This window comes from Stenotrophomonas geniculata (assembly GCF_034508895.1).
Classification (GTDB): domain Bacteria; phylum Pseudomonadota; class Gammaproteobacteria; order Xanthomonadales; family Xanthomonadaceae; genus Stenotrophomonas; species Stenotrophomonas geniculata.
This window is the reverse complement of record NZ_CP140571.1, coordinates 3,511,514-3,529,213: the sequence shown is the minus strand read 5'-3', so window position 1 is coordinate 3,529,213 and position 17,700 is coordinate 3,511,514. Positions and strand designations below refer to the sequence as shown.

Below are 17,700 nucleotides of genomic sequence, written 5' to 3'. Positions count from 1 at the left end.
GCATCAAGGAATAATTCAATGGCTGAACAATTCGACGTCGTCGTCATCGGTGCCGGCCCGGCCGGTTACCACGCTGCCATCCGCGCGGCCCAGCTGGGCCTGAAGACCGCCTGCATCGACGCAGCGCTGGGCAAGGACGGCAAGCCGGCCCTCGGCGGCACCTGCCTGCGCGTGGGCTGCATCCCGTCCAAGGCGCTGCTGGATTCCTCGCGCCAGTTCTGGAACATGGGCCACATCTTTGGCGACCACGGCATCAGCTTCAAGGATGCCAAGATCGACGTCGAGGCGATGATTGGCCGCAAGGACAAGATCGTCAAGCAGTTCACCGGCGGCATCGGCATGCTGTTCAAGGCCAACAAGGTCGCCGCCTATTACGGCTTCGGCGAGCTGCAGCCGGGCAACGTGGTCAAGGTCACCCAGCATGACGGTTCCATCGTCGAGCTGAAGGGTACCAACGTCATCATCGCGGCCGGTTCGGATTCAATCGAACTGCCGTTCGCCAAGTTCGACGGCGAGACCATCGTCGACAACGTCGGCGGCCTGGACTTCACCGAAGTGCCGAACCGCCTGGCGGTGATCGGCGCCGGCGTGATCGGCCTGGAACTGGGCAGCGTGTGGAAGCGCCTGGGCGCCGAAGTCACCATCCTGGAAGCACTGCCGGAGTTCCTGGCCGTGGCCGACGCCGAAGTGGCCAAGACCGCTGCCAAGGAATTCAAGAAGCAGGGCCTGGACATCCGCCTCGGTGCCAAGGTCTCCAAGACCGAGATCACCGGCAAGGGCAAGAAGAAGGAAGTCGTTGTCACCTACACCGACAGCGAAGGCGAGAAGACCCTGACCGTGGACAAGCTGCTGGTGGCCGTCGGCCGTCGCGCCGCCACCAAGGGCCTGCTGGCTGAAGGCACCGGCGTCAAGATCAACGAGCGCGGCCAAATTGAAGTCGACGCGCACTGCCACACCGGCGTCAACGGCGTGTGGGCGGTCGGCGACTGCGTGCGCGGCCCGATGCTGGCGCACAAGGGCTTCGAGGAAGGCATCGCGGTGGCTGAGCTGATCGCCGGCCTGCCGGGCCACGTCAACTTCGACACCATCCCGTGGGTCATCTACACCGAGCCGGAACTGGCGTGGGTCGGCAAGACCGAGGCCCAGTTGAAGGCCGAGGGCATTCCGTACAAGGCCGGCAGCTTCCCGTTCGCCGCCAACGGCCGTGCCGTGGCGATGATCGAGCCGGCAGGCTTCGTCAAGATCCTGGCCCATGCCGAAACCGATCGCATCCTCGGCATGCACCTGGTCGGCGCCAACGTCTCCGAGCTGGTGCACGAAGGCGTGCTGACCATGGAGTTCAGCGGCTCGGCCGATGACCTGGCCCGCATCTGCCACGCCCACCCGTCGCTGTCGGAAGTGATCCACGACGCGGCGATGGCGGTCAGCAAGCGCGCCATCCACAAGGCGAACTGATCTGCATCCAGGTAGGTGCCGACCGTTGGTCGGCACGCGCCTGCAAACGAAAAACCCCGCCTCGGCGGGGTTTTTTGTTGCCCTTCTTCATGTAGCGCCGAGCCCACGCTCGGCTGCGCACTTGGCGGTCCGAGAAGGCCCAGCCGAGCATGGGCTCGGCGCTACACCTTTTCAGCTGGCTTCTTCGGCGGATCGTCACAGACCCTGTGCTGCACCACCGTCTCGCCAACCTTCCATTCCTTCGTGACCCGGCAGTGCGCCTTGGCCTCCGGCACCTTCGAAGCCGTCGCCCCCGCAGCATTCGCCTCGTCGGCACCGGCTGCCTGCTGGCGCTCCAGCCACGCCGATGGCGGCGCGGGCGGTGTGGCCAGCACCGGGCCTGACAACAGGACCAGGCCCATCAGCAACACGGCCCTCATGCCGCCACCGCCCGGCCGCCGAGCAACCGTGCCGGCAACATGAACAGCGCACGCAGGAACGCAAACAGCGCCGAGAAGGTGATGCCGACCAGTCGGAACGGCAGGCTCAGCAGCCAGACGAACGGCCAGGCGATCAGGGCGAGGATCGCCAGCGGCCAGCACAGCACGAACAGCAGGCACCACACACCGAGCGCGAACAGGGTCTTCATCACGGTCTCCTTGTGGCGGCACCTTGCCGCCTGCGGACACCTTGGCGCCCTGCCCTTGCCACGCACAAACGGTTTGCGACGAAACCGGGCTGGGGACGATGAAACCGGTCCAGCGCTGTTGTAGAGCCGAGCCTGCGCTCGGCTTTCCAGAAGCAGCCGAGCGTGGGCTCGGCTCTACAGGAGCTGCACTGCGCCCGGGCGGCCGTGGGTCACCTGGAAGCGCGCCGCGGTGCGCACTGCGGCGTCCGCACGCAGCACGCTGTCGGCGAAGCGCAGCTCCGCCTCAACGGTCTGCCGGTTCAGCTGCAGCTTCCACCAGCCACGGCGGTCGCCATCGAAATAGCGGATATGCGGGTTCTGCGGTATCGATGGCCCGTAATACGGACCATACGGCGTATCGTCGCCGCCGCTGCTGATCGCCGGGGCGATGAATTCGGTCGCCACGACCGGCGCACTGGCCGCGTCGAAATCCAGTTTCAGGTCGTTGACGAAGGTGGAATGCCAGTCACCGCCCAGCACAATGGCATTGCCCTGCCCGCCCGCCTGCAAGGCCTGCAGCAGGCGGTTGCGTGCGGTGGGATAGCCATCCCAGGCGTCGTTCCAGAAGCGCTCGCGCGGTGTGCCACCGTCCAGCCGCAGCTGCGCCATCAGCAGCTGCTGTACCACCACGTTCCAGCGCGTGCCCCGCGCGACGGCCATCGACTGCGCGAACCACGCCTCCTGGCCCGTGCCGAGCATGCTCATGCGTGGATCCAGCGCCGCCTCGCAGCGCGGTGACTCGCCCACACCGCAGGGATTGGCCGGGCGGAACTGGCGGCAGTCGAGCAGCGTCAGCTGTGCAAGATCGCCGTAACGCAGGCGCCGATGCACGCGCAGGCCACCGTTGCCCGCAGGCGTGCTGCGCATCGGCAGGTGCTCGTAGAACGCACGATACGCGGCCGCGCGGCGGATGATGAAATCCTCCATTGAGACGCCGGGCTTCTCCGGGTGGATGCCGGAGTAATCGTTCTGCACTTCGTGGTCATCCCAGATCACCGCGAACGCGTGTGCGGCGTGCGCGGCCTGCAGGTCGGGATCGAGTTTGTACAGCGCGTACTGGTCACGGTAACGTTCCAGGCTCACCGTCTCGCCACTGAACCGCGCCGCATCCAGCGTGCTGCCACGCGCGTTCTGCAGCGGGCTGTATTCATACAGGTAGTCGCCGGCATGCAGCACCAGGTCGACATCACTCTGCGCGATGTCACGCAGCACCGGGTAGTAGCCGCTGTGCCACGCCTGGCAGGTACACAGCGCCAACCGCAACTGCTGCAACTGCGTGTCCAGCAGCGGCGCGGTGCGGAAGTGGCCGACCACGCTTTCCTCATCGCCGTCGCAGGCGAAACGATAGTAGTAATCGCGGCCGGGACGCAGGCCGTTGACCTCCACATGTACCGAATGGGCCAGCTCCGGCACAGCCGCAGCAACGCCCCGCTGCACCAGCCGGCGCATGCCGGGGTCTTCGGCCACGAACCAGCGCACGGGCACCGCCCGCGACGGCATGCCGCCGCCGTTGAGCGGGTCCGGCGCCAGCCGCGTCCACAACACTGCCCCCTGCGGATCCGGATCACCGGCGGCGACTCCGAGGGTGAACGGATCACGCCCCAGCCGCGGCCGTGGGCCGGCCGTGGCCAGCCCTGGCATCGCCGCCAGCGCGATCGCCGCCCCTGTCCCCTGCCACGCCATGCGCAGCAGGCGACGACGGCGCTCCGGATCCACAGGCCCGCGCATCAGAAGCGCACGGTGGCGGTGGCCATCACCTGCCGCGGCGCGCCGACCTGCATGGTCGCCAGGCTGCGGGTCGGGTCGGCGGCGTAGGTGCCGTTGGTGTTGATCGAAGACAGGTAGCGCTTGTCGGTCAGGTTGGTCAGGTTCAGCGCCACGGTCAGGTTCTGTGCCGGGCCGAGCGTGCCGAAGTCATAGGCCACCGACGCATTGACCAGCCAGTAGCTCGGCACCGACACATCGTTGGTATAGGTCACGTAACGCTTGCCGACATGGTTGGCGGCCAGTCGCAGGTCCCACGGGCCCGGGGTCCAGGCCAGGGTGCTGGCGAACATCCACTCCGGTGTGTCGACGGTCGTCTTGCCGCGGGTCGGCACCACGCCGTTGTTCACGTAGTCGTTGTCGTAGGTACTGTCATTCCACGACAGCGCATTGGACCAGGTCAGGTTTTGCATCGGCTTCAACTGCAGGGTCGCCTCGGCACCGCGGCTGGTCACCGAACCGACGTTGGAGAACAGCGCCGGGCAACCGAGGATGCCCACGCACTGCGCGATGGCCAGCAGGCGGTTGTCGAACTTCACGTCATACACCGCCACCGAGGCTTCATAGCCCTGGCCGTAGCCGCGCCAGCCCAGTTCGAGGGTGCGCGACTGTTCCGGCTTCAGGCTCTTCGCGCTGGCATCGAACGCGGCCTGCGGCACGTTGAACGGACTGCCCACGCCCAGTGCATAGGCCGCGATGTTCTTGGCGAACGAACCGAAGATCTCGTTGCCTTCGTTGAGCTTGAAGTTGAAGCCGGCCTGCGGCAGGAAGCCCTTCTTCGAGGTCAGGCTGCTGTTGTTGGCATAGCTGCCCAGCGGTGTGCGCACGCGGGTGCGGGTGTGCGGCGACTTCGCACCGATGTCGATGGTCAGACGGTCATCGAACAGGCGGAAACGGTCCTGCACGTAGAACTGGCGGGTGATGGTGGTGTAGCGCTGGTGCCACACGCGCTGGTCCGGATTACGCAGGAAGAAATCGTCGGTGATCGGGCCGTCGATGTAATAGAAGTTGCGCTGCACGCTGTGGCCGTTGTCCTCGTACCACAGGCCCGCTTCCAGCTCGTGGCCCGCCACGTTCCAGGTGAACGCAGAGGTCACACCGGTGCGGTCGATCGCATACTCGGTAGTGCGGATCGAGATCGGGATCTCGCGGCTGGTACCCGGGTTGGACGGATTGGACGGGCTGAACCAGTGGCCCTGGCCACGGTTGCTGTGGTTGTAGACGTTGACCTTCAGGCGCATCGACTCGTTCAGGCCGAAATCGCCGGCGATGCTGGACAGGTCGTCATTGCGCAGGCCGTGGCCGGAGTAGTACGCATCCCACGGGCTGTTGACGCCGCCGCTGAACTTGCCGCGTGCAGCGGCCACGGCACGGTTCCAGTCCGGCGCGTAGTTGTCCCAGTCCCAGCCGAGACGATCGATCATCTCCAGCGACAGGTCCTGGTAATCGGCCTCGACGCGGCGCGAGGCGTTGAACAGCGCGGTAATCCTGCTGTCCGTTCCGAAGTTGTAGGTGGCCTTGCCGTTGAACTGCTTCAGCTCCTGCGAGCCCTTGCCCTTCCACTTGTCGCCTTCCGAGTATGCGCCGGACAGGTAGGCCGCAAAGCCCTGATGTTCACCAGTCTCCAGGCGCGCATAGCTACGGCGCGCGTTGTCGCTGCCAAAGCCCTGTGCCAGAACCACGCCGTATTCGGTGGACGGGTCGATCGAATAGAACTGGAACACGCCGCCAAGGTTGCTGGTGGACGGCGTACCCAGCGCGCCAATGCCGGTGGAAACCTCCGCGCCGCCCAGGTTCTCGCTGATCACCGCGCGGCTGATGTGCAGGCCGTTGCTGTTGCCGTAGGCCATGTTGCCCAGCGGGATGCCATCAAGGGTGTAGCCCAGGCGGTTCTGGTTGAAACCACGCAGGCTGATGCTGGTGGACCATTCGTAGGCGCCGGTGGCATCAGCCGATTCGAAGTGCACGCCCGGCTTGCTGGCCAGCAGCTTCAGCGGGTTGGCACCCGGCGGCAGGCTCTTCATGTCCTCGGCGGTCACACGCTGCACCTGGCGGGCTTCGCCGCGGCCGATCACCGAGATCGAATCGAGGGTGGTGGCCGACGGCGCGTCGGTCGTGGGGGCGGTTTCAGCGACAGCCAGCGACGGCAGCGAAGCACAGACCAGCAGGGCCAGCAGATTGCGGCGGAGCGGAGCGTGGGACGGCATGGGGGCGGATTCCTTGGGCACGCTGGACGCCGAAGGGCGGCGTCGAAGGGCAGCAGCGGCGGAATCGTAGAAGCGTCGCGTTACATGTCATTTACACGCCACATACGGACGTTTGGTGTTTCGAATGGTTTGCCGGCCAGGAGGAGATTGCCGGCCAGCGGCCGGCACGCCTGTTACTCGAACGAGCCGACCGAATCGTGGGCCAGGTTGTCGAAGCGGGTGTATTCGCCGAAGAACTTCAGCTTGCACGAACCGGTCGGGCCACCACGGTGCTTGCCGATGATGATCTCGGCCAGGCCCTTGTCCGGCGAATTTTCCTTGTTGTAGTAATCGTCGCGGTAGATGAAGACGATCATGTCCGCGTCCTGCTCGATTGCGCCCGATTCGCGAAGGTCGGCCATCACCGGGCGCTTGTCGGTACGTGTTTCCAGCGAGCGGTTGAGCTGCGACAGCGCGATCACCGGCACGTGCAGTTCCTTGGCCAGGCCCTTCAGCGAACGCGAGATCTCCGAGATTTCGGTCGCGCGGTTTTCGCTGTTGCCCGGCACGCTCATCAGCTGCAGGTAGTCGATCACCACCAGGCCCAGGTCGTGCTCGCGCTTGAGGCGGCGGCACTTGGAACGCAGCACTTCCGGCGACACGCCCGGCGTATCGTCGATGAAGATCTTGGTTTCCTTCAGCATCTTGATCGCACTGGTGACGCGGCTCCAGTCCTCGTCTTCCAGCTGGCCGGTACGCAGGCGCTGCGCGTTGATGCGGCCGTTGGAGGAAATCAGGCGCATCGCCAGCTGCGATGCCGACATTTCCATCGAGAACACCGCCACGCCCTTCTTCGATTTGATCGCCGCGTACTCGGCGATGTTCAGCGCAAAGGTGGTCTTGCCCATGGCCGGGCGCGCAGCCAGGATGATCAGGTCGGTCGGCTGCAGGCCGGAGGTCATCGCATCGAAATCGTTGTAGCCGGTCGGCAGGCCGGTGATGTTGCCGCCGTTCTCGAAGCGGCTGCGCAGCTCTTCGAAGGCATCCTTCAGTGCACCGGGCATCGCCACGAAATCGGTACGGCCGCGTGCGCCCTGTTCGGCGATGGCGAACACGCTCTTTTCCGCCGATGCCAGCAGCTCGCTGCTCTCACGGCCCTCAGGCTGGAAACCATCGTTGACGATGTCGGTGCCCACCTGGATCAGCTGCCGCAGCACCGCCTTGTCACGCACGATCTCGGCGTAGGCCACGATGTTGGCCGCCGACGGCGTGGTACTGGCCAGCTCGATCAGATAGGCACCATCGCCCACCAGTTCCATCTTGCCCTGTGATTCGAACCACTCGCCCAGGGTCACCGCATCGAACGGCCGCTCGCGCTCGGACAGCTCACGGATCGCGCGGTAGATCATCTGGTGGTCGCGGCGGTAGAAATCGCCTTCGGTCAGCTGGTCATTGACCCGGTCATAGGCCTCCGGGGCCAGCATCAGGCCACCCAGCACCGCCTGCTCGGCTTCCACCGAATGGGGCGGTACCCGCAACTGGTCGATGCGCGATTCGTCGCGATCGCGATCGAAGCCATCACCGCGCTCTCTGCGGTTGGAACGGAAGCCGGGGCGAGCGGACATGCTGCGGTGTTTCCTGCAAAAGTGGGCCGGACGAGTGTAGGCATGCGCCGACCCCGGCGGCCATGGACAAGCCTGTGGATAAGCCGTGGATAAACGGGGGATATCCGCCGGTGCCTGGCCAGATTGGCGTGGGGGCGTCGCACTGCCTGCGACGGGCGCCGTTGCGGCACCCGAGCGCGCATTATCGCAGATGGGGGTGGCAACCGCTGGCGTCAATCGCCCTTGACGTGAACCGCGATCAGCGCCAGGAACCGGTCCACATAGCCCTGCAGGAACTTCTGCGTGCCTTCGTTGTGGACCGTGCCGTCGGCATCGATCAGGCCGTCCTTGAAATGGATGAACGCCTCGGGTTGGCCGAGCACGTGCATGTCCAGGAAGGCCAGGCTGTTGCGAAGGTGCTGCTGGGCCACGGCGGTGCCGATCTGGCCGATGGAGGCGCCGATCACCGCCGCCGGCTTGCCGGAAAACGCGCTGTCGCCATACGGGCGGGAGCCGATATCGATGGCGTTCTTCAGTACGCCGGGCACGGACCGGTTGTATTCAGGGGTCACGAACAGCACCGCGTCAGCGGCACGCACCTGATCCTTCAGCCGGGTGCCCTGCGGCGGGTACTGGCCATCGAAATCCTGGTCGTAGAGCGGGAGATCGCCGATCTGCACGTACTGGAAGCGCGCGCGGTTGCCAGCGATCTTCTCCAGCGCATGGGCCAGCCTGCGGTTGCAGGACTCCTTGCGCAGGCTGCCGACGAACACGGCGATGGTGGGGACGGACATAGGGACATACTCCTCACGGTGCGGGAGGCCCAGCCTAGACGCCGGGCCCGTGCCGTCCGGTGAAGATCAGCCGCCGGTCACGCCGGCCCGCACCTGCCGCCAATGCGCCTGCCAAGCCTGGAACATCAGCACGTTCCACAGGTGGGTATGCCACTTGCGCTGGCCGCCCAGGAACTGCTGCCACAGCGGCTGCACCGCCGCCGCCGACAACACGCCTTCGCGCTCCAGGCGAGCCGGCTGCAGCAGGTCTTCGGCCCACGGCCGCAGGTCGCCCTTCAGCCAGTCGCTGACCGGCGCACCGAACCCGCGCTTGGGCCGGTGCACCATCGACTGCGGCACGTAGCGGCCAAGAACGCGCTTGAGCAGCACCTTGCTGGTGGTTTCGCTGCGCTTGAAGCCCAGCGGCAGCGACCAGGCGAACTCGGCAACGCGCCAGTCCAGCAGCGGCGCGCGTGCCTCCAGGCTGACTGCCATCGAGGTGCGGTCGACCTTGCACAGCAGGTCATCCGGCAGGTAGGTCACGTAATCGGCCAGCATCATCGCGTCGGCCGGTGTGCCGGCGCCGTGCAACGGATCGGCCAGGTCGTAGAAGCTGCCGGCAGCCTGCGCGCCCGGCACTGCCGCCGTCGGGTCGCGCCAGCGCGAAATGCGGTTGCGGTACACGTCACCGATGCCACGCGCGCCGGACTCGGCCAACAGCGCGGCCAGGCCGCCGGTACGCGAGGCCTCGCCCTGCTGCTGGGAGCGCGCGCCCATCCAACGCCGCAGCGGCCCTGGCACGCGGCCCAGCATCTGCCAGTTGCGCAGCGCGCGCACATAGCGGGTATAGCCGAAGAACAGCTCGTCACCACCATCGCCGGACAGCGCGACGGTTACGCCCTGCCGCGCCAGGCGGGCGACCAGCGCGGTCGGCACCTGCGAGGCATCAGCGAAGGGTTCGTCGAACATTGCCGGCAACTGCGGCACCACCGCCAGTGCATCGGCACCGCTGACGTAGAGTTCGGTGTGGTCACAGCCCAGATGCGCGGCCAGTTCCTTGGCCAGCGGCGCCTCGTCGTGGCCCGAACCAGTGAAGCCGATACTGAAGCTGTGCACCGGCTGACCGCTCTGTGCCTGCATCAGCGCGGCCACCAGCGATGAATCGGTGCCGCCGGACAGGAACACCCCCACCGGCACGTCGGCCACCATGCGCAGCGCCACTGCGTCGCGCAGCAGCCCGTCCAGCTGTTCCTCGGCCTCTTCGATGCGGCCCTGGAACGGCGCGGCCAGCGCCGCCTGCATGCGTGCCCGCGCATCCCAGTACGGACGCTGCGCCTGTTCCGGGCGATGCGCCGATGCACCCGCCGCGACGGCTTCGGCATCCAGGCGCAGCACGCGGCCCGGCATCAGCTTGTAGCAGCGCTGGTGGATGCTGTGCGGGGCCGGAATGTAGTCCAACCGCAGCAACAGGGTCAGTGCGTCGCGGTCGATGTCGTTGTCGAACGCCGGGTGCTGCCACAGCGCCTTCAGTTCGGAACCGAACACCAGGGTGTCACCGGCCCAGCCGTAGTACAGCGGCTTCTTGCCAACACGATCGCGGGCCAGCCACAGGCACTGCTGCTGGCAGTCCCACAGCGCGATGGCGAACATGCCGTTGCAGCGCTGCAGGGTGTCCTCGATGCCCCATTGCAGGATCGCTGCCAGCAGCACCTCGGTGTCGGAGTGACCACGGAAGGCATGCCCCAGCGGCTCCAGTTCGGCACGCAGGGCGGCAAAGTTGTAGACCTCGCCGTTGTAGGCCATCACGTAGCGACCATCGGACGAGGCCATCGGCTGGTGGCCCAGCGGCGACAGGTCGAGAATGCTCAGCCGACGGTGCGCCAGCGCGATGCCTGCCCCGGCATCGGCCCAGCTGCCGCCATCATCCGGCCCGCGGTGGTGCAGCGCCTCGCCCATGGCCAGGACCTGCGCCTGCAGCACTTCGGCCGACGCCACAGGCGCCGGCAACAACATTCCCGCCAATCCACACATGCATCAAGGTTCCTGCGCCAGTTCAAGGGCGGCGCCAATCACCGCATTGTCGCTTGGAAGCCCGAACATTGCTGCCCCCGCCAGCGGGGTATAGGTATCGGCACCGCAGACCCGGCGCAGCGGCAGGTGGCCGAAACCGGCCTCGACCAGTGCGGTGACCACGCCCTCGCCCACCCCGCCACTGTGGCGGCCCTCGTCCAGCACCAGCACCCGCCGTGCACTGGCGGCCTGGCTGGCGATGAAGCCGGCATCCAGCGGCACCAGCCAGCGCAGGTCGACCACCCGCACCTGCCAGCCCAGCTGCTGCTCGATCGCCCGCGCCGCGCGCAGCGCCATCGGCACGCCGTTGCCATAGGTGTAGACCACCAGGTCGCCTGCCTCCGGCGCATAGACCCGGCCTTCACCCGGTACCAGCGCCTGGCCCTGGTCCGGGTAGTCGAACAGCCACTGGCCATCGCCCGGCTCATGCAGGTCCTTGCTCATGTACAGTGCAATGGGCTCCAGGAACACCGCCACACGTCCATCCACCCGGGCCAGCGCCGCCAGCGTGCGCAGCATCATCACCGCATCGTCGCCACGCGACGGGCAACCGACCACCAGGCCGGGAATGTCGCGCAGCGCCGTGATTGAATTGTCGTTGTGGAAGTGGCCACCGAAGCCCTTCTGGTAGCCCAGCCCGGCCACCCGCACCAGCATCGGATTGCGGTACTGGTCATTGGAGAAGAACTGCAACGAACACGCTTCGCCGCGGACCTGGTCGATGGCGTTGTGCAGGTAGGCCAGGTACTGGATCTCCGGAATCGGCAGCATGCCCATGTTGGCCAGGCCCTGCGCCATGCCCAGGATCATGGTCTCGTCCAGCAGGGTGTTGAACACCCGGCGTGGGCCGAAGCGGCGCAGCAGATCCTTGGTGACGGTGTAGACACCGCCCTTCTGCGCGACGTCCTCGCCGAACAACAGGCTCTGCGGATACTTCGCCAGCAGTTCCTGCAGGCCGTGGTTGATCTGGATGGCGAGGTGCCGTGGCGCCTGCCGCTCAGGCAGGGTCTCCGCACCGCCATACAGCGCTTCGCGCATCTCGGCGGGCACCTCGCGGCATGCTTCGGCCTGCACCGCCGATGGCGTGTACGGCGCCAGCGGCGCCATCACGTCATGCAGCGACTGCAGCGTCGGGTGGCCTTCGGCGTCGGCGGCCGCCGCCATGCAGCGCGCGCGCATCGTTTCGTAGGCCACTTCGATGGCGGCTGCATCCATCCAGCCCGATTCCATCGCGATCTGCGCCGAGCGCAGCAGCGGATCCTGCGCCTCGGCCGCGCACAGCTCCGGCAGCGCGCGCCATTCCACTTCAAAGTCGGTGCCGGCATGGCCCATCAGGCGCGTGGTACGCAGATGCAGGAAGGTCGGCCGCCGCGTGCGCCGGCAGTGTTCCACCGCGGCCTGCACCTGGGCGTGCCCGGTGGCCAGGTCCAGGCCATCGGCGAAGAAATAGTCGAGCCCTGGCTGCCGGCTGAAGCGCTCGGCAATCCAGCCGTCCGGCGTCTTCACCGAAATGCCCAGCCCGTTGTCCTCGCAGACGAACAGGATCGGCGCCGGCAGCTTCTGGTAGGCCGACCACATCGCGGTATTGAACGCGGTCTGCGCGGTGGCATGGTTGGCCGAGGCATCCCCGAACGAGCACAGCACGATGCTATCGGTGGGAACCGGCAGCGCCTGCCCCAACCGCTTGCCGCTCTCGATGGCCAGCGCGGTGCCCAGCGCCTTCGGCAGGTGCGAAGCAATCGTCGAGGTCTGCGGCAGCACCCACAATGGCTTGCTGCCCCACACCTTGTGGCGGCCACCGCTGGCCGGATCATCCGCGCTGGCGGCGAAGGACAGCGCGGCATCGCGCAGCGGGTCGATACCCGGCACCTGGCGTGAACGCTCGGCCATGAAGGCACCGGAGCGATAGTGCAGGAAGGCGGGATCGGTATGCCGGCAGGCCCGCGCCAGCAGCGCATTGCCTTCATGGCCGGAGGAACCGATGGTGTAGAAGACCTTGTTCTGCACGCGCAGCACGCGTGCCATCAGGTCCAGCTGGCGGCTGGCCAGCTGCGAGTCGAACAGTTCGCCGAAAGCAGCGGCGGTGAGCGTGCTGCCCGGCAGGATCGGCGCATCCGGTGCCGGGCGCGGACGCGGGGTGCCGCGCCAGCCACGCACCGCATCGAGGAAGTTGACGTCGCACACTTCGGCGCGGTTGAGCACGCGCATGCGTGCGGGAATTGGATCTGGAACCACAGCGAACATCGAACACCCTCCGTGTCGTTGTTGCATTCCGCCGGGCATGGCCCGGCGCTACCCTGTGGGGGTTACCTTGGTGAGAGTCACGCGGCCTCGAATCGCGAGCGCACTTCGGCGGTCACCGCCGGCATCGGCAGGAAGCGCGGCTGCTCACGCACGCGCTGCAGCCAGGCGCGAACTTCCGGGAACGGCTCCAGGCTGATACCGCCCTCGCCCGCCACATCGGTATAGGCAAACAGGGCGATATCGGCGATGCCGTATCCGCTGCCGGTGAACCATTGCGCCTGGCGCAGGTGCTGCTCCATCACCGCCAGCGCGGTGGCGGCGCGTTCATGCAGGCGCGGCAGTTCGGCGCGGCGCGGCGAATCGGGGGCGGTCCAGCCGCGGATGAAGCGCGCCACTGCCACGCACGGCTCGTGCGTGTACTGCTCGAAGAACATCCAGCTCAACGCCTGCGCGCGCTCCCAGCCATCGGTGGGCAGGTACGGCGTGCCTTCGGCCAGCCAGAACAGGATCGCGTTGGATTCGGTCAACACGCGGCCATCGTCGCGGACGATGAGCGGCACCTTGGCGTTCGGGTTGAGCGCCAGGAATTCGGGGGTATGCGTCTGGCCGTGGGCGCTGTCCACCTCCACCCAGCGGTAACGGCTGCCGAGCTGCTCCAGCAGCAGGCGGACCTTGTGGCAATTGCCCGAGACCGACATGCCGTGCACCGTCAGCGGGACGCGCGCTTCCACCATTGCCTGCTCCATCACATCCGGCCGGCGGCCGGCTGCGTGCAGTCTGGCAAGCGCGCCGGTGAATGCCAAGCGCGGGTGCAGCATGCGGACAATCTGTAGAGCCGAGCCCACGCTCGGCTGCATTTGGCGAACGGCAGCCGAGCGTGGGCTCGGCTCTACAACCGTCAACGGCGCTGCCGCCACTGCTCGCGCGACTGGCCCCAGATCTGCATCGGCTTGTCGTTGTACGGCGCTGGCAGCTCCCCCATGCGCAGCATCGTGCTGCCGAGCTTGCGCGCGACCGCCCGCGAGTTGTCGTTGTTCTCGGCGATGGTGTGGATCACCTCATCCCACCCGAGCGTGTCGAACGCCCAGTCGATCGCGGCGACCGCAGCTTCCGGCGCATAGCCCCTGCCCCAGCTGGCATGGCGGATGCCCCAGCCGACCTCGGTACCAGGCCAGTCCTGCGGTTGCCAGGGACCCATGCGCCCGATCCAGTCGCCGCTGGATTTCTCGATCACGCTGAACATCGAGAAGCCGAACAGCTGCCAGGCGCCGGCCAGGCTGCAGAAGCCACGCCAGGCCACCGAAGGCGGCTGCACGCCACCGAGGGTGCGCATCGTTTCCTCGTCGGCGCAGAACGCCAGGTAAGGTTCGTAGTCCTCGCGCAGGAGTGGGCGCAGGATCAGGCGCTCTGTTTCGATGCGCAAGTCGAAAATGCTCATGCCGGCTCCATGTCGAAGGAAGCGTCCATGATGGTGGATTCGCGCTCCGCACGGATGAATTCGCCGGCTGCAACGAAACGGGCCGGCATGAGCCGGCCCGTGGGGTACTGCATGCTGCTTCCAGATTACTGGCGCGTGGTGGCCGCAGTGGCACCGGCGGCAGCGGTCTGCGTGACCAGCTGCCCATCGACCACCGGCAGGCGATCGCTGGCCGGCTTGTTGTCCATGCGCACGGTCTTCTCGGCGCCGTCGTAGCGATAGGTCACGTTGTAGCCCTTCACCACGTCGTTGGTGCCCATGGCGATGCGGTTACCCGGCTTGCTGGCCATGCGCATGGTGCCGGTGGTGCCGTCCTCGTTGCGGTAGGTCACGTTGTAGCCGGTAACACGGCTCGACTCGGAGGTTGCGGTCTCGGTGTGGCACTGGCGCTCGGTACGGTTGACCACGCGGCCCCCCACGTGGCGCTTGTCGATCTGGTTGCCGATGAAGCCACCGGCCACGGCACCGGCCGCGGTCGCGGCCTTCTTGCCGTTACCACCGCCGACCTGGTTGCCCAGCAGGCCACCCACCACAGCACCGACCACGGTGCCGCCGACGTTGCCGTCACGTTCCGGCAGGCGCTCCTGCACCGTCACGTCCTGGCAGACTTCATGCGGTGTCTGCGTGGTGGAGGTCTCGCGCACCGCATCGGTGCCGATCACGGTGGCGTAGGCCTTCTGCTTCTCGGTGATCGGGTCGACCTTCAGCACATCGGCATATTCCAGCCCACGCGGTGCCGACGGGTCGAGCGTGTCACCACGCGCGCCATCGCCAGTGGCGTTGCCATCGACCAGGCGCGATTCGCCATTGGGGGTTCCGGCGCTGATGGAATCAGGCGACGTGTCGCCGCTCTTCATGAAGGCGGCGGTGGCGATACCACCGACCAGCAGCGCGCCCGCTGCGACCAGGACAGTTGTAGTTGTGCTTTTCATGACCTGCTCCTTGCGGACCATCCGCAACGTTCTCGGACCAGATTGCAGCATGCGCTGCCTGAACGGAATCTCCACATTTCCTGCTCATTCCCGTAACCCATTCAGCATCGGGAAATGCTGGGCCCGTGGTAGCGTTTGCATATTCCCCAGGAGGACCCCCGCCATGGCCAACCCGATGCTGCTGCCGGTACTGCAATGGGCGCGCCGGCTGCGCTACCCCACCCTGTTCAAGCTCACCGCAGGCCTGTTCGTGCTGACCCTGTTCATCCCCGACCCGATCCCGTTCGTCGATGAACTGGTGCTCGGCTTCGGCACCCTGCTGCTGGCCAACTGGAAAAGCCGCAACACCGCCACAGCGCCGCCGTCGCTGGAACAGCGTTGAGCCTGCTGGTCGACAGCCACTGCCATCTCGATGCCGGCGGGTTCGACAGTGACCGCGCCGCCGTGATCGCACGCGCGCAGGCCGCTGGCGTGCGCCTGCAGGTGGTGCCGGCGGTGACGGCGGCCAGCTGGCCGAAGCTGCGGGAGGTCTGCCAGCAGGCGCCGGGGCTGTACCCGGCCTACGGCCTGCACCCGATGTTCCTGTCCGAGCACCGGCCCGGCCACCTGCCGCTGCTGCGCGAGTGGATCGAGCGCGAACGCCCCTGCGCGATCGGCGAATGCGGCCTGGACTTCTTTGTCGAAGGCCTGGATGCCGAGACGCAGCAGGCGTACTTCCTCGGCCAGCTGCAACTGGCCCGTGAGTTCGAGCTGCCGGTGATCGTGCATGCACGGCGCGCGGTGGACGTGGTGATCGCCGCGATCCGTCGCATCGGCGGCCTGCGCGGCGTGGTGCACAGCTTTTCCGGCAGTCCGGAACAGGCGGCACAACTGCACCGGCAGGGCTTCCTGCTCGGGCTCGGCGGCCCGTTGACCTACGAACGCGCGCAGCGCCTGCAGCGGCTGGTGCGCGACATGCCGCTGGAACAGCTTCTGCTGGAGACCGACGCGCCCGACCAGCCTGACGCCGGCATCCGCGGCCAGCGCAACGAACCGGCACGGCTGGCGGTCATCGCCCGCCACGTGGCCGCGCTGCGCGGGATGGAGCTGGACGCAGTGGCCCAGGCCACGACGGAGAATGCACGACGCCTGTTCGCGCTGCCGGCAATGTAACGGCAGGTGCCGGCCGCTGGCCGGCACGATCCATCACACCTCGCTGGCCTCTACCGCTTCGGCCTTCACTTTCTTCGGCTCCAGCAGCATTTCCAGTGCCTTGCCCACCGCCGCGAACGCGAACGCGCCAGTGATATGGGTCGCCGCACCCAGGCCGGCGCCGCAGTCCAGCTTCAACGCCGCATCGGCGCCAAGGTTCGGGCGGATGCCACAGACGCTGCCATCAGCCTGCGGATACTTCACGTTCTCCAGCGAATACACTGCCGGCACACCGAAATAGCGCTTGGCGTTCTTCGGGAAATTGAACTCGCTGCGCAGCTTCTTGCGGATCAGCGCCAGCATGGCGTCATGCTCGGTGCGCGAGACGTCGCGGATGCGCACCAGGGTCGGATCGGTACGGCCACCGGCGGCACCGACGGTCAGCAGCGGCAGCCTGCGGCGACGGCACCAGGCAATCGTCTCGACCTTGACCCGGAAGCTGTCGCAGGCATCGATCACCAGATCGAAGCCCCGGTCCAGCAGCTCCGCCATGTTCGACACGGTCAGGAACGCCTGCACGGCATCGACCTCGATGTCCGGATTGATCGCGCGGCAGCGCTCGGCCATCGCCTCGGCCTTGTTGCGGCCGTAGTTGCCTTCCATCGCCGGCAGCTGCCGGTTGGTGTTGGAGACGCAGATGTCATCGGCATCGATCAGGGTCAGGTGGCCCACCGCCGAGCGGGCCAGCGCTTCCACCACCCATGAGCCGACGCCGCCCATGCCCACCACCGCCACTCGGCTACCCTGCAGGCGCTCGAGCGCACCCACGCCATACAGCCGTTCGATGCCGGCGAAGCGTTGTTTGACCTGTTCATTCATCCCGCTATTTTAACGTGCAGGCGCCAGCGCCTGCAGCGCGCCGGCATCGAACCCACCGTTGCACGCCCGGAGAGCCCGCCATGAACGCCAGCCCACCCCGCCGTCCGTCCACCGCCTACCGCTATCTGTTCGTGCTCGGCCTGGGACTGTTGATCGGCCTGATCGCCACGGTGATGGTGGGCCGCGCCCTGCAGGCGCGCCGCGACCCGTTCCCGGACAGTCTGATGCAGGTGATGCAACGGCAATCGCAGCTGCTGCAGCAGGCCCAGCAGCAGAACCGCTGCAGCCTGGCCGACAGCGTGCCGCGCCTGCAGGCCCTGCGCCTGCTGTCCAACGACCTCGATCTGGCCTTTCCCGGGCTGAAGGACAACGCGCAGTTCCAGCAGCATGCCAGCCAGCTGCGTGGCAACCTCAACGCCGCCCTGGCCGCGCCGCCCAGCGACTGCACGGCCCTGGCCCAAGTGGTGGAAACCGTGCAGGCCGACTGCCGCGCCTGCCACCAGGACTTCCGCTGAGCC

16 protein-coding genes are annotated in these 17,700 nt (G+C 67.0%); 4 read left to right on the top strand and 12 right to left on the bottom strand.

The features are described from left to right. The first annotated feature begins 18 nt into the window (after positions 1 to 18). Complete coding sequence (lpdA, locus tag RI032_RS16285) at positions 19 to 1,455, top strand: dihydrolipoyl dehydrogenase (RefSeq protein ID WP_010486837.1); 1,437 nt, start codon at positions 19 to 21, stop codon at positions 1,453 to 1,455. Between the two features lie 161 nt (positions 1,456 to 1,616). Here the strand turns inward: lpdA and RI032_RS16280 are convergent, their stop codons facing one another. From RI032_RS16280 to RI032_RS16230, 11 genes are all read right to left on the bottom strand, one after another. Then, positions 1,617 to 1,874, bottom strand: coding sequence for a hypothetical protein (locus RI032_RS16280; protein WP_032952780.1), 258 nt, complete (start codon positions 1,872 to 1,874; stop codon positions 1,617 to 1,619). Beyond that, entirely contained in the window at positions 1,871 to 2,083 is a 213-nt protein-coding gene (locus tag RI032_RS16275; protein ID WP_010486834.1) for a hypothetical protein, read from the bottom strand. The genes RI032_RS16280 and RI032_RS16275 overlap by 4 nt, the downstream gene beginning before the upstream one ends. A gap of 174 nt (positions 2,084 to 2,257) precedes the next feature. Then, positions 2,258 to 3,850: an alkaline phosphatase D family protein gene (locus RI032_RS16270; RefSeq protein ID WP_322547316.1), complete on the bottom strand. Its 1,593-nt coding sequence runs from the start codon at positions 3,848 to 3,850 to the stop codon at positions 2,258 to 2,260. Continuing rightward, positions 3,850 to 6,093, bottom strand: coding sequence for a TonB-dependent receptor family protein (locus RI032_RS16265; protein ID WP_322547315.1), 2,244 nt, complete (start codon positions 6,091 to 6,093; stop codon positions 3,850 to 3,852). The genes RI032_RS16270 and RI032_RS16265 overlap by 1 nt, the downstream gene beginning before the upstream one ends. A gap of 173 nt (positions 6,094 to 6,266) precedes the next feature. Next, complete coding sequence (locus RI032_RS16260) at positions 6,267 to 7,697, bottom strand: replicative DNA helicase (RefSeq protein ID WP_010486827.1); 1,431 nt, start codon at positions 7,695 to 7,697, stop codon at positions 6,267 to 6,269. A gap of 212 nt (positions 7,698 to 7,909) precedes the next feature. Continuing rightward, complete coding sequence (locus tag RI032_RS16255) at positions 7,910 to 8,470, bottom strand: NADPH-dependent FMN reductase (protein ID WP_057504167.1); 561 nt, start codon at positions 8,468 to 8,470, stop codon at positions 7,910 to 7,912. A gap of 66 nt (positions 8,471 to 8,536) precedes the next feature. Next, complete coding sequence (asnB, locus tag RI032_RS16250; protein WP_322547314.1) at positions 8,537 to 10,480, bottom strand: asparagine synthase (glutamine-hydrolyzing); 1,944 nt, start codon at positions 10,478 to 10,480, stop codon at positions 8,537 to 8,539. Positions 10,481 to 10,483: 3 nt separating this feature from the next. Further along, positions 10,484 to 12,763 (bottom strand): thiamine pyrophosphate-dependent enzyme, encoded by a 2,280-nt coding sequence (locus RI032_RS16245; protein ID WP_322547313.1) that lies wholly within the window; start codon positions 12,761 to 12,763, stop codon positions 10,484 to 10,486. 77 nt (positions 12,764 to 12,840) lie between these two features. Then, positions 12,841 to 13,497: a glutathione S-transferase family protein gene (locus RI032_RS16240; RefSeq protein ID WP_071306053.1), complete on the bottom strand. Its 657-nt coding sequence runs from the start codon at positions 13,495 to 13,497 to the stop codon at positions 12,841 to 12,843. Between the two features lie 164 nt (positions 13,498 to 13,661). Beyond that, entirely contained in the window at positions 13,662 to 14,201 is a 540-nt protein-coding gene (locus RI032_RS16235) for a GNAT family N-acetyltransferase (protein WP_010486816.1), read from the bottom strand. Positions 14,202 to 14,326: 125 nt separating this feature from the next. Next, positions 14,327 to 15,172, bottom strand: coding sequence for a glycine zipper 2TM domain-containing protein (locus RI032_RS16230; RefSeq protein WP_049409337.1), 846 nt, complete (start codon positions 15,170 to 15,172; stop codon positions 14,327 to 14,329). A gap of 163 nt (positions 15,173 to 15,335) precedes the next feature. Here RI032_RS16230 and RI032_RS16225 point away from each other — a divergent pair, with 163 nt between their 5' ends. Together RI032_RS16225 and RI032_RS16220 are read left to right on the top strand one after the other, a co-directional pair. Then, the gene (locus RI032_RS16225; protein ID WP_010486812.1) at positions 15,336 to 15,554 is read left to right on the top strand and encodes a DUF6116 family protein; all 219 of its coding nucleotides are present in this window, start codon (positions 15,336 to 15,338) and stop codon (positions 15,552 to 15,554) included. Beyond that, complete coding sequence (locus RI032_RS16220) at positions 15,551 to 16,324, top strand: TatD family hydrolase (RefSeq protein WP_057504164.1); 774 nt, start codon at positions 15,551 to 15,553, stop codon at positions 16,322 to 16,324. Before RI032_RS16225 ends, RI032_RS16220 begins: the two co-directional genes overlap by 4 nt. A 33-nt stretch (positions 16,325 to 16,357) precedes the next feature. Here the strand turns inward: RI032_RS16220 and RI032_RS16215 are convergent, their stop codons facing one another. Further along, the gene (locus tag RI032_RS16215) at positions 16,358 to 17,182 is read right to left on the bottom strand and encodes a ThiF family adenylyltransferase (RefSeq protein WP_164194010.1); all 825 of its coding nucleotides are present in this window, start codon (positions 17,180 to 17,182) and stop codon (positions 16,358 to 16,360) included. 80 nt (positions 17,183 to 17,262) lie between these two features. Here RI032_RS16215 and RI032_RS16210 point away from each other — a divergent pair, with 80 nt between their 5' ends. Next, on the top strand, positions 17,263 to 17,697 hold the full coding sequence (locus RI032_RS16210; RefSeq protein ID WP_043401586.1) for a cytochrome c: 435 nt from the start codon (positions 17,263 to 17,265) through the stop codon (positions 17,695 to 17,697). Positions 17,698 to 17,700: the final 3 nt, after the last annotated feature.

What these genes read in the sequence shown, in the direction of transcription:
- lpdA (WP_010486837.1), top strand. Translation starts at nt 19, where the DNA reads ATGGCTGAACAATTCGACGTCGTCGTCATCGGTGCCGGCCCGGCCGGT.
- RI032_RS16280 (WP_032952780.1), bottom strand. Translation starts at nt 1,874, where the DNA reads ATGAGGGCCGTGTTGCTGATGGGCCTGGTCCTGTTGTCAGGCCCGGTG.
- RI032_RS16275 (WP_010486834.1), bottom strand. Translation starts at nt 2,083, where the DNA reads ATGAAGACCCTGTTCGCGCTCGGTGTGTGGTGCCTGCTGTTCGTGCTG.
- RI032_RS16270 (WP_322547316.1), bottom strand. Translation starts at nt 3,850, where the DNA reads ATGCGCGGGCCTGTGGATCCGGAGCGCCGTCGTCGCCTGCTGCGCATG.
- RI032_RS16265 (WP_322547315.1), bottom strand. Translation starts at nt 6,093, where the DNA reads ATGCCGTCCCACGCTCCGCTCCGCCGCAATCTGCTGGCCCTGCTGGTC.
- RI032_RS16260 (WP_010486827.1), bottom strand. Translation starts at nt 7,697, where the DNA reads ATGTCCGCTCGCCCCGGCTTCCGTTCCAACCGCAGAGAGCGCGGTGAT.
- RI032_RS16255 (WP_057504167.1), bottom strand. Translation starts at nt 8,470, where the DNA reads ATGTCCGTCCCCACCATCGCCGTGTTCGTCGGCAGCCTGCGCAAGGAG.
- asnB (WP_322547314.1), bottom strand. Translation starts at nt 10,480, where the DNA reads ATGTGTGGATTGGCGGGAATGTTGTTGCCGGCGCCTGTGGCGTCGGCC.
- RI032_RS16245 (WP_322547313.1), bottom strand. Translation starts at nt 12,763, where the DNA reads ATGTTCGCTGTGGTTCCAGATCCAATTCCCGCACGCATGCGCGTGCTC.
- RI032_RS16240 (WP_071306053.1), bottom strand. Translation starts at nt 13,497, where the DNA reads ATGGTGGAAGCGCGCGTCCCGCTGACGGTGCACGGCATGTCGGTCTCG.
- RI032_RS16235 (WP_010486816.1), bottom strand. Translation starts at nt 14,201, where the DNA reads ATGAGCATTTTCGACTTGCGCATCGAAACAGAGCGCCTGATCCTGCGC.
- RI032_RS16230 (WP_049409337.1), bottom strand. Translation starts at nt 15,172, where the DNA reads ATGAAAAGCACAACTACAACTGTCCTGGTCGCAGCGGGCGCGCTGCTG.
- RI032_RS16225 (WP_010486812.1), top strand. Translation starts at nt 15,336, where the DNA reads ATGGCCAACCCGATGCTGCTGCCGGTACTGCAATGGGCGCGCCGGCTG.
- RI032_RS16215 (WP_164194010.1), bottom strand. Translation starts at nt 17,182, where the DNA reads ATGAATGAACAGGTCAAACAACGCTTCGCCGGCATCGAACGGCTGTAT.
- RI032_RS16210 (WP_043401586.1), top strand. Translation starts at nt 17,263, where the DNA reads ATGAACGCCAGCCCACCCCGCCGTCCGTCCACCGCCTACCGCTATCTG.